Source organism: Massilia sp. IC2-278, assembly GCF_020708045.1.
Taxonomy (GTDB): Bacteria; Pseudomonadota; Gammaproteobacteria; order Burkholderiales; family Burkholderiaceae_D; genus Telluria.
Genome location: NZ_JAJFES010000001.1, coordinates 820,037 through 833,018 on the forward strand (window position 1 = coordinate 820,037; position 12,982 = coordinate 833,018).

The following is a 12,982-nucleotide window of genomic DNA, read 5'->3' on the forward strand; positions in this document are numbered from 1 at the left end:
TCCGGGACCCCATGAACCGCAAGCTCACCGTCTCCACCGCCCTGCTCCTGACCGTGCCGCCGGTGCTCTGGGCCGGCAACGCCATCGTCGGCCGCCTGGTGCGCGACGCCGTTCCGCCCATGACCCTGAACCTGCTGCGCTGGTCGATCGCGCTGCTGGTGCTGCTGCCGCTGGGGCGCGCGGCGCTGAAGAATGGCAGCGGCCTGCTGGCCAACTGGCGCCGCTACGCCCTGCTCGGCCTGTTCGGCATCGGCCTCTACAACTCGCTGCAATACCTGGCGCTGCAAAGCTCGACGCCGATCAACGTGACCCTGGTGGCCTCGGGCCTGCCGGTGTGGATGCTGCTGGTCGGACGCCTGTTCTTCAAGGTGCCGGTCAAGCCGCGCCAGGTCGGCGGCGCCGTGCTGTCCATCGCCGGCGTGCTGGTGGTGCTGTGCCGCGGCGATCTCGGCCAGCTGGCCGCGCTGCGCCTGGTAAGTGGGGATTTGTACATGATCCTGGCGACGATCGCCTGGTCCTTCTACAGCTGGCTGCTGATGCAGCAGCGCGACGTGCCCGGCATACGCGCCGACTGGGCCGCCTTCCTCCTGACGCAGGTGGTGTACGGCGTGCTGTGGTCGGGTGCGTTCTCCGGCGTCGAGTGGGCGCTCAAGGGTGTCGACGTCGCCTGGAGCTGGCCGGTGGCGGCCGCCCTGCTGTACGTGGCGATCGGGCCGGCGATCATCGCCATGCGCTGCTGGGGCGCGGGCGTGCAGCGCGCCGGGCCGGCGCTGGGCGCCTTCTTCATCAACCTGACGCCACTGTTCACGGCGCTGTTGTCGTCCGCCTTTCTGGGCGAGGCGCCGCACCTCTACCATGCGCTGGCTTTCCTGCTCATCGTGGGTGGCATCGCCGTGTCTGCGCGCCAGGGCTGATGCGGGAGTGCTAGGATCGGCAGACAGGAGGAGGCCGCACCATGTCTGAAGGATTCACGATCACCGAACGGGCCGAGGTCTTTGCCGAAATGCTGGCGGCGTTCCTGGCGCGCCACCCGAACACGCTGGTGCTGACCGGCGCCGGCCTGTCCACCGCCTCGGGCATCCCCGACTACCGCGACCGCGACGGCGTGCGCCGCGGCCGCCAGCCGATCCAGGGCCCGGAGTTCCGCAAGCTCGAAGCCGTGCGCCGCCGCTACTGGGCGCGCAGCATGGTCGGCTGGCCGACGCTGGCGCAGGCGCGGCCGAACGCGGGCCACGCGGCGCTGGCCGCGCTCGAATACGCGGGGCGCATCGGCCCGGTGCTGACCCAGAACGTCGACGGCCTGCACCAGCAGGCCGGCAGCCGCGCCGTGCTGGAACTGCACGGGAACATCCACACCGTGGTCTGCCTCGATTGCCGGACCCTGATGCCGCGTGCGCTGGTGCAGGGCATGCTGGAGGAAGCGAACCCGCACCTGCTCGGGGCCATGGCCGTGCCGCTGCCGGATGGCGACGCCCAGATCGAGCCGGAGTCGCTGGGGGACTTCACGCTGCCGGTTTGCCCGCACTGCGGCGGCACGCTGATGCCGGACGTGGTGTTCTTCGGCGATAACGTGCCGCCGGCGCGCACGGCGCATGCGCTGGCGTTGATGGAGGCGGCCGACGCCCTGCTGGTGGTGGGGTCCTCGCTGATGGTATTTTCGGGCTTTCGGTTTTGCCGCATGGCGGCGGCAGCGGGCAAGCCGATTGCCGCCGTGAACCTGGGACGTACGCGTGCGGATGACCTGATCTCGATAAAGATCGAGGATTCGGCCGAGCAGTTGCTGCCGCAGGTGGTGCGCCTGCTGGGGTGAGGTGGAACGCAGACGTTGCAGGTGCCGGGCGGCGGCGGGAGACACGGCGGTTCTATACCGCGTGGACACAGGTGTCCACCCTACGGAGCGCCACAACGCATACCAGGTGGGTACAAGTACCCACCCTACGGACCGCCATAGCGCATACCAGGTGGGTACAAGTACCCACCCTACCCGTTCAGCCGACGATGCGCAGCGAGAAGTCGGTGGCGCGGACGTCTTTCGTCAGGCTGCCGATCGAGATGCGGTCGACGCCGGTTTCGGCGATGGCGCGCACGGTCCCCATGTTGATGCCGCCCGAGGCTTCCAGCAGGGCGCGGCCGGCGTTCACTTTCACCGCTTCGCGCATCATGTCCAGGTCGAAGTTATCCAGCAAGACCGATTGCACGCCGGCGGCCAGCGCTTCTTCGAGCTGGGCGATGGTCTCGACTTCGATCTGCACGGTGACGCCGGCGTTCAGCGCTGCCGCATTCTCCAGCGCGCGGGTCACACCGCCGGCGGCGGCGATGTGGTTCTCCTTGATCAGGATGCCGTCGTACAGCGCCATGCGCTGGTTCTGGCCGCCGCCGACGCGCACCGCGTACTTCTGCGCCTGGCGCAGGCCCGGCAGGGTCTTGCGGGTGTCGAGGATGGCGGCGTTCGTGCCCTGTACCACGTCGACGTAGGTGCGGGTGGCGCTGGCCACGCCCGACAGCAGCTGCATGAAGTTCAGCGCCGCGCGTTCGGCCGTCAGGAGCGAACGCGGCGAGGCCTCGATCGTGCAGACCACCGAATCGGCCGCCATCAGGTCGCCCTCGGCATACTGCCAGCTGATCTCGGTGTCCTGGTCGATGGCCAGCATCACGCCTTCGAACCAGGGCGCGCCGCACAGCACGGCGGCTTCGCGCACGATCACGCGCGCCTGCACGCGTGGTTCGGTTGGGACCAGCATGCCGGTCAGGTCGCCGGTGCCCACGTCTTCCAGCAGCGCGGCGAGGATGTTCTGTTCGAAGGCGGCTTGCAGTTTGTCGTCGAACTGGGAATGCGGATTACGCAAGGTCGTCATGCTGGGCCTACTCCAGAGAAAAGCGTGGTGTTCTGTTCGAGCGCGCCGGTCGGCAGCGCCTTTGCCTTCTTGGCGGCGGCGAAATCGAGCATGCGGTCGATGGCGCGCACGGCTTCCTTGCCGACGGCGGGGTCGACGAAGACTTCGTTGGCGCCGGATTCGAGCACCTCGGCCAGGTTCTTCAGGCCGTTCATCGCCATCCACGGGCAGTGCGCGCAGCTCTTGCAGGTGGCGCTGTTGCCGGCGGTCGGGGCTTCGATGAAGGTCTTGCCCGGTGCCGCCATGCGCATCTTGTGCAGGATGCCGTTGTCGGTGGCGACGATGAAGGTGGTGGCATCCATCGTTTGCGCGGCGTTGATCAGCTGGGTGGTCGAGCCGACCACGTCGGCCTGGGCCACCACGTTGGCGGGCGACTCGGGGTGCACCAGCACCTTCGCGTCGGGATACTCGATCTTCAGGAGGTCGAGTTCGATGCCCTTGAACTCGTCGTGCACCAGGCAGGAGCCTTGCCACAGCAGCATGTCGGCGCCGGTCTCTTTCTGGATGTAGGAGCCCAGGTGACGGTCCGGCGCCCACAGGATCTTTTTCCCCTGCTCGTGCAGGTGCCTGACGATGTCGAGGCCGATCGACGAGGTCACCATCCAGTCGGCGCGTGCCTTCACGGCGGCGCTGGTATTCGCGTAGACGACCACGGTGCGGTCTGGATGCTGGTCGCAGAAGGCGGCGAATTCGTCGGCCGGGCAGCCCAGGTCGAGCGAACAGGTCGCTTCCAGGTCCGGCATCAGGATGGTTTTTTCGGGGCTGAGGATCTTCGCGGTCTCGCCCATGAAGCGCACGCCGGCCACCACCAGGGTCTTGGCCGGATGGTCGCGGCCGAAGCGCGCCATTTCCAGCGAGTCGGAGACGCAGCCGCCGGTTTCCTCGGCCAGGTCCTGCAGCTCGGGGTCGACGTAGTAGTGGGCGACCAGCACCGCTTCCTTTTCTTTCAGCAGGCGCCGGATGCGGTCTTTCAGTTCCGCCTTTTCTTCAGGCGTCGGGGTGGCGGGGACCTTGGCCCAGGCATGGGCGGTGCAGGCGGCGCCGTCCTGCGGGTGGTCGTATTCGAAGGTTTTGATGGGGATGTTCATCGCAGCGGATTCGTCAATGAATACAAAAACGGCGCCGGATCAGCGGCGCCGGTTGAACGCGTGGACGGCACAGCCGTCCACGATGCGAACATGCATCGGTTTAGTCGATGCCCTGGCTGGTCAGGTACTCTTCGTAGGTGCCGCGGAAGTCGACAACTTCGTTTTCCTTCACTTCGAGCACGCGCGTGGCCAGCGAGGAGACGAACTCGCGGTCGTGCGAGACGAAGATCAGCGTGCCTTCGTATTTATCGAGCGCGATGTTCAGCGACTCGATCGATTCCATGTCCATGTGGTTGGTCGGCTCGTCGAGCAGCATCACGTTGTGACGGCCCAGCATCAGCTTACCGTACATCATGCGGCCCTTTTCGCCACCGGACAGGACCTTGACCGATTTCTTGACTTCGTCGCCGCCGAACAACAGGCGGCCCAGGATCGAGCGCACGGCCAGGTCGTCGTCGCCCTCTTTCGTCCAGCGGCCCATCCAGTCGGTCAGGATGTCGTCTTTCGGGAATTCCTCGGTCGGATCCTGCGGCATGTAGCCAACGTTCGCGTTCTCGGCCCACTTCACGCGGCCGTGGTCGGCGTCCAGGCCGGTGATCGCGGCGCCGCCGATGCAGCGCAGCAGCGTGGTCTTGCCCGCACCGTTGGCGCCGATAATCGCAATGCGCTCGCCCGCTTCGACCATGATCGAGAAGTTCTTGAACAGGGTGCGGTCGTAGGCCTTGGTCAGGCCCTCGGTTTCCACGGCCAGGCGGTGCAGTTTCTTCTCGCCTTCGAAGCGCACGAACGGATAGGCGCGCGAGGACGGCTTGAATTCCTCGATCTTGATCTTGTCGATCATCTTGGCGCGCGAGGTGGCCTGGCGGGCTTTCGACTTGTTGGCCGAGAAGCGGCGCACGAAGTCCTGCAGCTCGGCGACCTTCTCTTTCGCCTTGGCGTTGTTCGCCAGCTGCTGGTTGCGCGCCTGGGTCGAGGCCAGCATGTAGTCGTCGTAGGAACCCGGATACACCTTCAGGGTGCCGTAGTCCATGTCGGCGATGTGGGTGCAGACCTGGTTCAGGAAGTGACGATCGTGGGAAATGATGATCATCGTCGAATTGCGCTGGTTCAGCACGTCTTCCAGCCAACGGATGGTGTTGATGTCCAGGTTGTTGGTTGGTTCGTCGAGCAGCAGAATGTCCGGGTTCGAGAACAGGGCCTGGGCCAGCAGCACGCGCAGCTTCCAGCCCGGCGCCACGGCGCTCATCGGGCCCTGGTGCAGTTCGCTCGCGATTTCCAGGCCGAGCAGCAGTTCGCCGGCGCGCGCTTCGGCCGAGTAGCCGTCGAATTCGGCGACCTTGCCTTCGAGCTCGGCGGCTTTCATGTAGTCGTCGTCGGTGGCTTCCGGATTGGCGTAGATGGCGTCGCGCTCGGCGATGGCGTTCCACAGCTCGGTGTGGCCCATCATGACGACGTCGAGCACGCGCACGTCTTCGTACGCGAACTGGTCCTGGCGCAGTTTACCGAGGCGCTCGCCCGGGTCGAGGCTGACGTTGCCGGCCGACGGTTCCAGGTCGCCGCCCAGGATCTTCATGAACGTCGACTTGCCGCAACCGTTGGCGCCGATCAGGCCGTAGCGGTTGCCTTCGCCGAACTTGACGGAAATGTTCTCGAACAACGGCTTGGAGCCGAACTGCATGGTGATATTGGCTGTACTGAGCACTGGGGTGACCTTTAAAGCAGGGTTTGCGCGAAGTTCGGACAGGGTTTGTACGAACTTTGCAATTAACCGTCGATTTTACCATTTTCGCCAGCGGCGAGCCTAGGAATGTCGTTCCGATATGCGATGGCGGACTGTGACCGCGGCGGCAGAACGTCGCGCAGGCCGGCCGCACGAGCCCTGGTCATCCTGCTGTTGTGTTTTTTATGCAATTTTATTCAAAGTAAATTGCCATAAACAAAACTTGTAAGTACATTTCAGGTTTGCTTAATAACAAGGCAACTTCATGTCCGATCCCAAGCATATCGCCTGCCTGGACGGCTGGCGCGGCGCTGCCATCGCCGCCCTGCTCCTCGGCCACTTCTATCCGGTACCCGGCATCAACTTCGGGACCCTGGGTGTGAACCTGTTCTTCGTGCTGTCGGGACTGCTGATGACGCGCATCCTGTTCGTCCAGAAGCAGCCGCTGGGAATCTTCTACCGGCGCCGTGTCGCGCGCATCTTTCCTTCGGTGTACCTGTTTCTGGCCGTGACGACGCTTGCTTTCCTGGTCGCGGGGCGCGACCTGAGCGTGCTCGAGCTGGCCAGCGCCGCCACCTTCACGAATAACTACATCGTGCCGGACGGGCCCTGGCGCATGCCTTTCGGGCATATCTGGTCGCTCAGCGTCGAGGAACACGCCTACGTCCTGCTGTCGCTGCTGGCGCTGCTCACCCGTGCCAGCCGTCGCCGCAGCGTGCGCGCGGTGGGCGCGGCCACGGCCGCCATCAGCCTGGTCGCCCTGCTGTATGCCTGGACCCACAGCGGCGCCGCGCTCTCGCGCCTGTGGCTGCATTCCGAGGTATCGGCTTTCGGCATTTTTGCGTCGAGCCTGGTGTTCCTGCTGGGCCTGGGCGCGCGTCCTTCGCGCTGGGATTGGATGGCGGTACCAGCCTTGCTGGTGATAGGTATCGCCGCGCACTGGTGGTCGGCGCCGGCGCCGCTGCGCATGCTGCTGGGCTGCGGCGCCTTTGCGCTGGCGGTGAACCGGCTGCAGCATGCGCCGCAGGCCGTGATCCGGGTGTTCGAGTTCGCCCCGCTGCGCCAGCTCGGCGTCTGGTCGTTCTCGCTCTACCTGTGGCAGCAACCCTTTTATCAACTGGTGCGGCACGAGGGCATGCATCCGGCCCTCGGCCTGGGGCTGTCGCTGCTGGTCGGGGCCGCTGCCCACTACCTCGTCGAAAAGCCGGCGCGCGCCTGGCTGAATGCGCACTGGGGCAAGCCGGCCTCGGCGCGTCCTCAGGCGCAGCGGATGGTCGGGTAATCTGAGAGTTTGATGCTGAACCCTTCGGCATCCGACACCAGGCGTGCCTGGGCGCCGAAGGGTATCGTCACGCGGCACGGGCCATGGCCGAAACGCAGGCCGGTCAGCACCGGCAGCGGCAGCGTGGCGCGCAAGTGGGCCAGCATGGCGTCGAAATCGTAGCCGTTGTCCATCGGCCCCAGCCTGTAGCCGGAAAAGTCGCCCAGCACAACCGCCTGCTGGCGCGCCAGCACCCCGGCCTGCATCAGCTGCAGCAGCATGCGCTCGACCCGGAACGGATGCTCGCTCACGTCTTCCACGTACAGGATGCCGCCTTCGATGGACGGGAAATACGCGGTGCCGAGCAGTGACACCAGCATCGCCAGGTTGCCGCCCCAGATGGTGCCGCGCACGTCCAGCGCCGGGTTGCCGCAAACCTGCTCGACGATGGTGTGCGTCGGCCCCGCCAGGCAGGACCAGAACTGGTCGAGCGTGAAATCGACCGGCTCGAGGGCGCCAAAGTCGCCCGCCAGCATCGGCCCGGCATAGCTGAGCGCGCCGGTTTTCGCGTACAGGCCCATGTGCAGGGCCGTGATGTCGGAAAAGCCGACGAACAGCTTGCCGCTGGCGGCCAGGCGTTCAAAGTCGATGTCGGGCAGCAGGCGCGTCAGGCCGTAGCCGCCGCGCAGCGCCATCACCACCTGGACGTCGGGGTCATCGGCCGCCGCATACAGCTGGGCCAGGCGGGCGGCGTCGGTGCCGCCGAAGCGCAGGTGGACGGCGTCGGGGTCGTAGTAATTGTGGACCAGGCAGCCGCGCGCTTCGAGACGGGCGATGCCGCGGGCGATGGAATCGAGGTCGTGCGTATGGCCGGCGGGCGCGACGATCGCGACGCCGAGTTGGGAGGTGATCACTGTTTGACGAAGAGGCGCGGTGTTGAGTCGAAAGCCATCTTACCGCGCGCATGGGCGTCGATCAAGGCAAGCATCCGCTCGTTCAGCTGGGCCGGCAGGTCGTGGCCCATGCCTTCGATGACCTCCAGGCGCGCGCCCGGCACCTGGGCCGCCACGTCTTCGCCGCAGGCGAGCGGCACCAGCGGGTCGCAGGCGCCGTGGATCACCAGGGTCGGCGCGGCGATCGACTGCAGCAGCGCGCTGCGGTCGGCGGCGCCGGCAATCGCCAGCATCTGGCGCGTGACGCCGGCCGGGCAATAACAGCGCCGCAGCGAGCGTGCGGCGCGCCGGCGCAATTGCTTTTCCGGCGTCGGATAGGCCGGGCTGCCGATCGCCTGCTGCACGGCCACTGCCTGGTCGAGGATGGAATCGACGTCCTTCGGGTCGGCCGGGGCGCGCAGCAGCGCATGGCGCGCCGATGCCGTGGGGCCGGGCAAGCCGCGCCGGCCGCTGCTCGACATGATGGACGTGAGGCTGAGCACCCGTTGCGGATGGCGCGCCGCCAGGATCTGGCCGATCATCCCGCCCATCGAGACGCCGACCACGTGGGCGCGGGCGATGCCGAGCGCGCTGAGGACGCCGAGGGCGTCGCCGGCCATGTCTTCCAGGCCGTAGGGCGGCTTGAACGGCAGCTTCAATCGGGACTTGAGCCAGCTCCACACCAGGCTGGGCTTGCCGGCGCTGTCGAACTTGGTGGACAGGCCGCAGTCGCGGTTGTCGAAGCGGATGACGTAGAAGCCCAGCTCGACCAGGCCGTCGACGAATTCGTCGGGCCAGTTGGTGAGCTGCATGCCCAGGCCGTGGATCAGCAGCACCGGCGTGGACTTGGCGTCCCCGGCGGTGTCGAAGGCGATGCGGATGCCGTTGGCGGTCAGCGTCGGCATGGCGGTGCGGTCGGCATGCTGGGCTGCCGGCTGGTGCGTGGATTGAATGGGCTCGGGCAAAACAAGGCTGGTCTCCTCGGCTGCCTGTCGGCAGCGCGCAAAACCAGCATAGCATTTTCAGCGCGGCGGCGGCGCTCAGGGGCAAGCGTGCGCCGGGGCGACGGACGGCATGCCGCGCCGGGCAGCGCCCTAGAGTTGCGCCTGGCCGACAGTTTTGCGCGCAGCGGCGCGGCGTTCGGCAAAAAAGCTTTTCAGCATCGCACTGGCTTCCTCGGCCAGCACGCCGCCGGTCACCTCGGTATGGTGATTCAGCACGTCGTGCGAGAACAGATCGAGCACCGAGCCGCAGACGCCGGTCTTCGGGTCGCTGGCGGCATACACCACGCGCGCCAGGCGCGCATGCATCATCGCGCCCGAGCACATGGCGCAGGGTTCGAGCGTGACGTATAGTTCGCAGCCCGGCAGCCGGTAGTTGCCGAGCTTTTCGGCGGCGGCGCGCAGCGCGCTCACCTCGGCGTGGGCGGTGGGATCGTGGCGCCCGATCGGCTGGTTGTAGCCGACCGCCACGACTTCGCCATCCTTCACCACCACGGCGCCGACCGGCACCTCGCCTTCCAAGCGTGCGCGTTCGGCCTGCTGCAGCGCGAGGCGCATGAAGCCCTGGTCGCGGGTGTCCGCTGCCGGCGGCGCGGACGGGTCTGCAACCGATCCCACAGCCAGTTCGGCAGCCGATTCCACAGCCGGTTCGGCAGCTTGCACGGCATCAGGCATCGGTGATCTCGGCCCAGCAGTTCGGGGTCTCGTGCAGCACCAGCTTGTGCAGGCGCAGGCCGGTGCCGAAGCGGTCGGTGTAAGCCGCCTTCAGGATGCCGAAAGCCACTTGCGCCAGGTTTTCCACGGTCGGGATACGGTCGATCACCACGGTCTTGTGGCCCGGCAGGCTGGACAGGAACTCGCGGACCTTGTCGTCCTTTTCGTACACCAGGAAGGCATGGTCCCAGACGTCGACCAGGTGCTCCTTGGCGAGCGCCTTGATGTCCGAGAAATCCATGATCATGCCGTTGTCGGAATTGCCTTCAGCCTGGATGACTTCGCCGATCAGCGTGATTTCCAGGGTGTAGCGGTGCCCGTGCAGGTTGCGGCACTGGCTTTTGTGGTCGGGAATCCGGTGACCGGCATCGAATTCGAGTTTGCGGGTGATGGTCAGCATCAGCTTGTCGTCCAGTTAAGGTATTTGCAGGAGTTTATGGGTCTGGAGGCTGAGCTTCCATTTCGGGTTGCGGCGGCAGGTTTCGATCGCCAGGCGGGTGTTCTGGGCGGCCAGCAGGCCATCCATCGGCTGCACGAAGAAATGCTCGAAGTCCAGGTGCTCGTAGGCCGCCAGGTCCTGGTTCGCCTGCGGGATCACGACCTTGATTTCGTTGCCCTTCCCGACCACCAGTGTCGAGCCCATCTTCGGGCTGACGCAGACCCAGTCCACGCCGGCCGGCACCGGCAGGGTGCCGTTGGTCTCGATGGCGATCGTAAAGCCGCGCGCATGCATGGCCTCGATCAGGGCCGTGTCCAGCTGCAGCAGCGGCTCGCCGCCGGTGAAGACCACGTATTTGCTGGGCGCGTAGGTGGCCGGCCACAGGCCGTCGATTTCGGCCGCCAGGCTGGCGGCGTCGCGGAACTTGCCGCCGCGTTCGCCGTCGGTGCCGACGAAGTCGGTGTCGCAGAACTGGCAGACCGAGGTGGCCCGGTCGGCTTCGCGCCCGGTCCACAGGTTGCAGCCGGAGAAGCGGCAGAATACCGCCGGCCGCCCGGCATGGGCGCCTTCGCCCTGCAAGGTGTAGAAAATCTCTTTGATGCTGTAAGTCACGTTAAGCCTCTCGTCAACCGGCCATTATAACCGCGCGCCGCCCCCTTTGCCGACCCCCGGGCCATCCGCCCTTCGCCGCTGTGGTTATTGCCATACGGCACGGGCTTTGAGCGCCAACAACACCCGCCGCTACGACAAGCGGTAACTTGTGTGCCGGAAAGTTCTGATAACCCGTCGGAAGGATCGCCATGAAATCAGCCTTTGTTCGTACAGCCGGTGCCGCCCCAGGCCTGATGATCGTGGGCGCCTGCGCGCTTGCCGCCGGCCTGCCCGGCAGTGCTTTCCCCTCCTCGGCCGTGACCGCGCTGATCTGGCTGCTGGGCGCGGCCGGCGCCCTGTGCCTGCTGCTGCGCCGCAGCATCGACCTCGACGACCGCGCGCGCGAACTGGCCGCCCGCCTCTGCCTCGAGCAAAAGGCGCGCCAGGTTGCCGAGGGCACGCTGGCCGATACGCAAACCGTGTTGACGCGCGTCGTGCGCCAGCAGGAAAGCGTGCGCGACGGCGAGCGCAAGCGGATCGCCCGCGACATCGACGACGAGCTCGGCCAGGTCCTGGTCGCCCTGCGCGGCGAAATGTCGCTGCTGCAGGTGGCGAGCGCCGGCATCCACCCGGCCACCCACCAGAAGACGGGCGCCATGATCGGCACGCTCGACCTGGCGCTGCGCGCGCTGCGCGTGCTGGCCGGCGAACTGCGTCCGCTGGCCGCCGGCGAACGCCTGGGCGACGCGATGGCGCGCCAGCTGGCCGAGTTCACGCGGCTGAACGGCATCGCTCACCAGTTCGAGGCCAGCGCCGGCGACGACGAGCGCGACGCCGACACCGACGCCCTGCTCTACCGCGCGTTGCAGGAAACCCTGGCCCAGATCGCCCGCAGCGCCCGCGCCACGCGGGTCGGTGTGCAGCTGAGCCGCAGCAACGCGCGCCTGTCCCTGTGCATCGAAGACGATGGCGATGCCGACGGCAGCTGCGCCGGCGCCGTGGCTGCGCTGCGCGAACGGGTAGCGGCCGCCGGCGGCGCCGTGCACGCCGAGGCCCTGCCGGGCGGCGGCAAGCGGCTGGCGATCGTGGTATCCGGCGTGCATGGGGTAGTCCCCGGCTGAGAAGTCAAGCCTGTGAATATTGCTGCACGTCAATAGCTCGGAAAGCCTGAGGTAGCAGAATCGGTCCTTGTCAGCGATCAATAGATTGCTTAACGGAACTTCGATAAGGCCGCCTCATGACCAGCACACACATGCAGCGCTCGCTCGATGCCACGCCCGGCGTCGTGGCGCATGGCAAGGATCTCGGCTTCGCCCACCAGTTGATGGAAACCCTGGCGATCCCCGTCTTTGTCCTCGACAGCAGCGCCCATGTCCTGATCTGGAACCGCGCCTGCGAGCGCCTGACCGGCGTGCCGGCGGACGAGATCGTCGGCACCAACAAGCACTGGCACAGTTTCTACGACCACCCCCGCCCCACCCTCGCCGACCTGGTGCTGCAGAACCGCACCGACGAAGTGCGCCACATCTACCCGCGCCACGGCAAGCCGCAACCGCTTGGTCAGCCGCTTATGCAGGCCGCGAATGCCCACCTGTCCGTGGAAACCTGGTGCGACATGCCGCGCGCCGGCAAGCGCCGCTACCTGGCCGTCGACGCCAGCCCGATCTTCGACCAGCACGGCCAGGTCACGGCGGTGGTTGAGTCGCTGCGCGACCTGACCGACGAAAAGATGGCGCAGATGGCGCTGGAAAAGCTGGCGACGCGCGACGGCCTGACCGGGCTGGCGAACCGGCGCTGTTTCGACGATACCCTGAACGCCGAATGGCAGCGCGCCCTGCGCCAGCACCAGCCGCTGTCGCTGCTGATGGTCGACGTCGACAACTTTAAAGCTTACAACGATGCCCACGGCCACCTCGGCGGCGACGAATGCCTGAAGCGCATCGCCACCGCGGTAGCCAGCGAAATGCGCGCGAACGACCTGGTGGCCCGCTACGGCGGCGAGGAATTCGCCGTGATCCTGCCGAACCAGTCGCTCAAAGGAGCGGCCATCGTCGCCGAGCGCATCCGCCGCCGCGTCGAGCAACTGCGCGTGCCCCTGTACGGCCCGGCCGGGCCGGCGCCGCTGCAGCACGTGACGGTGTCGATCGGCGCCGCCACCGCGATTGCCGGCGCCGACAACGACGCCAGCCAGCTGGTTGCGATTGCCGACGCCGCCCTCTACCGCGCCAAGCACCTCGGGCGCAACCGCATCAGCCTGCCGCTGGTCGAACCCGGCTGAGCCGCGCCGCTCCGCTCCGCTTTTCCGCGCGCAATGCAGGCCTGCGGCCGGCATGCATACGTGA

13 protein-coding genes are annotated in these 12,982 nt (G+C 66.8%); 5 read left to right on the plus strand and 8 right to left on the minus strand.

What is annotated here, in order from left to right; genetic code table 11:
• Positions 1-11: 11 nt before the first annotated feature.
• Together LK540_RS03545 and LK540_RS03550 are read left to right on the plus strand one after the other, a co-directional pair.
• Positions 12-914, plus strand: coding sequence for a DMT family transporter (locus tag LK540_RS03545; protein WP_229435646.1), 903 nt, complete (start codon positions 12-14; stop codon positions 912-914).
• 41 nt (positions 915-955) lie between these two features.
• On the plus strand, positions 956-1,810 hold the full coding sequence (locus LK540_RS03550) for an NAD-dependent protein deacetylase (RefSeq protein ID WP_229435647.1): 855 nt from the start codon (positions 956-958) through the stop codon (positions 1,808-1,810).
• A 178-nt stretch (positions 1,811-1,988) separates the two neighbouring features.
• Here LK540_RS03550 and nadC read toward each other — a convergent pair whose 3' ends face one another.
• From nadC to LK540_RS03565, 3 genes are all read right to left on the minus strand, one after another.
• The gene (nadC, locus tag LK540_RS03555; RefSeq protein ID WP_229435648.1) at positions 1,989-2,855 is read right to left on the minus strand and encodes a carboxylating nicotinate-nucleotide diphosphorylase; all 867 of its coding nucleotides are present in this window, start codon (positions 2,853-2,855) and stop codon (positions 1,989-1,991) included.
• Positions 2,852-3,982: a quinolinate synthase NadA gene (gene nadA / locus LK540_RS03560; protein ID WP_229435649.1), complete on the minus strand. Its 1,131-nt coding sequence runs from the start codon at positions 3,980-3,982 to the stop codon at positions 2,852-2,854. Before nadA ends, nadC begins: the two co-directional genes overlap by 4 nt.
• Positions 3,983-4,082: 100 nt before the next feature.
• A complete protein-coding gene (locus tag LK540_RS03565; protein WP_229435650.1) occupies positions 4,083-5,684 on the minus strand; it encodes an ABC-F family ATPase in 1,602 nt (533 codons plus the stop codon).
• Positions 5,685-5,967: 283 nt separating this feature from the next.
• Between LK540_RS03565 and LK540_RS03570 the strand changes: the two genes are divergently transcribed.
• Positions 5,968-6,984 carry an acyltransferase gene (locus LK540_RS03570; protein ID WP_229435651.1) on the plus strand — a complete coding sequence of 339 codons (1,017 nt, stop codon included), beginning with the start codon at positions 5,968-5,970 and terminating at the stop codon, positions 6,982-6,984.
• Here the strand turns inward: LK540_RS03570 and ldcA are convergent.
• The 5 genes from ldcA to queE all read right to left on the minus strand — a co-directional run bounded on the left by ldcA (position 6,960) and on the right by queE (position 10,661).
• Positions 6,960-7,877, minus strand: coding sequence for a muramoyltetrapeptide carboxypeptidase (gene ldcA, locus LK540_RS03575; RefSeq protein WP_229435652.1), 918 nt, complete (start codon positions 7,875-7,877; stop codon positions 6,960-6,962). The genes LK540_RS03570 and ldcA overlap by 25 nt on opposite strands.
• Positions 7,874-8,800, minus strand: coding sequence for an alpha/beta fold hydrolase (locus tag LK540_RS03580; protein WP_229435919.1), 927 nt, complete (start codon positions 8,798-8,800; stop codon positions 7,874-7,876). The genes ldcA and LK540_RS03580 overlap by 4 nt, the downstream gene beginning before the upstream one ends.
• Before the next feature lie 189 nt (positions 8,801-8,989).
• Positions 8,990-9,571, minus strand: a complete 582-nt coding sequence (gene tadA / locus LK540_RS03585) for a tRNA adenosine(34) deaminase TadA (protein ID WP_267498640.1) — start codon at positions 9,569-9,571, stop codon at positions 8,990-8,992.
• Entirely contained in the window at positions 9,564-10,010 is a 447-nt protein-coding gene (gene queD, locus LK540_RS03590) for a 6-carboxytetrahydropterin synthase QueD (protein WP_229435653.1), read from the minus strand. Before queD ends, tadA begins: the two co-directional genes overlap by 8 nt.
• A gap of 15 nt (positions 10,011-10,025) precedes the next feature.
• Entirely contained in the window at positions 10,026-10,661 is a 636-nt protein-coding gene (gene queE, locus LK540_RS03595) for a 7-carboxy-7-deazaguanine synthase (protein WP_229435654.1), read from the minus strand.
• A 188-nt stretch (positions 10,662-10,849) separates the two neighbouring features.
• Between queE and LK540_RS03600 the strand changes: the two genes are divergently transcribed.
• Together LK540_RS03600 and LK540_RS03605 are read left to right on the plus strand one after the other, a co-directional pair.
• Entirely contained in the window at positions 10,850-11,761 is a 912-nt protein-coding gene (locus LK540_RS03600) for a sensor histidine kinase (protein WP_229435655.1), read from the plus strand.
• A 203-nt stretch (positions 11,762-11,964) separates the two neighbouring features.
• Entirely contained in the window at positions 11,965-12,918 is a 954-nt protein-coding gene (locus tag LK540_RS03605) for a diguanylate cyclase (RefSeq protein WP_374041324.1), read from the plus strand.
• Positions 12,919-12,982: the final 64 nt, after the last annotated feature.

Coding starts and splice junctions, on each gene's coding strand:
- tadA (WP_267498640.1), bottom strand. CDS start 9,571: ATGCCTGATGCCGTGCAAGCTGCCGAACCGGCTGTGGAATCGGCTGCC.
- queD (WP_229435653.1), bottom strand. CDS start 10,010: ATGCTGACCATCACCCGCAAACTCGAATTCGATGCCGGTCACCGGATT.
- LK540_RS03600 (WP_229435655.1), top strand. CDS start 10,850: ATGAAATCAGCCTTTGTTCGTACAGCCGGTGCCGCCCCAGGCCTGATG.
- LK540_RS03550 (WP_229435647.1), top strand. CDS start 956: ATGTCTGAAGGATTCACGATCACCGAACGGGCCGAGGTCTTTGCCGAA.
- nadC (WP_229435648.1), bottom strand. CDS start 2,855: ATGACGACCTTGCGTAATCCGCATTCCCAGTTCGACGACAAACTGCAA.
- LK540_RS03580 (WP_229435919.1), bottom strand. CDS start 8,800: ATGCCGACGCTGACCGCCAACGGCATCCGCATCGCCTTCGACACCGCC.
- LK540_RS03605 (WP_374041324.1), top strand. CDS start 11,965: ATGGAAACCCTGGCGATCCCCGTCTTTGTCCTCGACAGCAGCGCCCAT.
- nadA (WP_229435649.1), bottom strand. CDS start 3,982: ATGAACATCCCCATCAAAACCTTCGAATACGACCACCCGCAGGACGGC.
- LK540_RS03545 (WP_229435646.1), top strand. CDS start 12: ATGAACCGCAAGCTCACCGTCTCCACCGCCCTGCTCCTGACCGTGCCG.
- LK540_RS03570 (WP_229435651.1), top strand. CDS start 5,968: ATGTCCGATCCCAAGCATATCGCCTGCCTGGACGGCTGGCGCGGCGCT.